Annotated in this window: 1 protein-coding gene; it reads right to left on the reverse strand. The window is 69.8% G+C overall.

The window, feature by feature from the left end; genetic code table 11:
• Positions 1 to 437 (reverse strand): DUF222 domain-containing protein (locus tag DW298_RS00015; RefSeq protein WP_136040462.1); only part of this gene is annotated, 437 nt, incomplete at both ends.

The raw sequence follows: 437 nt of genomic DNA on the forward strand, positions 1-437 counted from the left end.
ATCGCGGCGAGGGTGTCGTGCTGCTTCTGCGACCGGGAACGCGGGTCGATCATCCGCCCCGGATCGCCGGATGGGAGGACACCGTCATCCGTTTCGGGGCCATCGTCGGCGACACCATCCCGGGCCCCGGCGTCTCCGTCGGTGCCCTCCGGCGTCTCGGCACCCGCATCGCTCCGGTCCGAGGGCTCGAACACGACTCCAGGGACGGGTGGTCCGTCGACTTTCGGGTTCAGATACGCGTCGAACAGGCGCTGCAACTGTCCCGCGACCTCCGGCAACAACCGTCCCCGGATCGGGATCACTCCGTCTTTCGCGCGTCCGAGGGTCAGACCTCGTGCCCGCATCGCGATGTCGTCCGCGGGTTCCGCGCCGTCCGGGTCGAGGTACTGCACGATCACCTGCGCCAGCAACCGCAGATCCTCCGGCGTCGCCGCCGG

This window comes from Microbacterium sp. A20, assembly GCF_004794515.1.
Classification (GTDB): Bacteria; Actinomycetota; Actinomycetes; order Actinomycetales; family Microbacteriaceae; genus Microbacterium.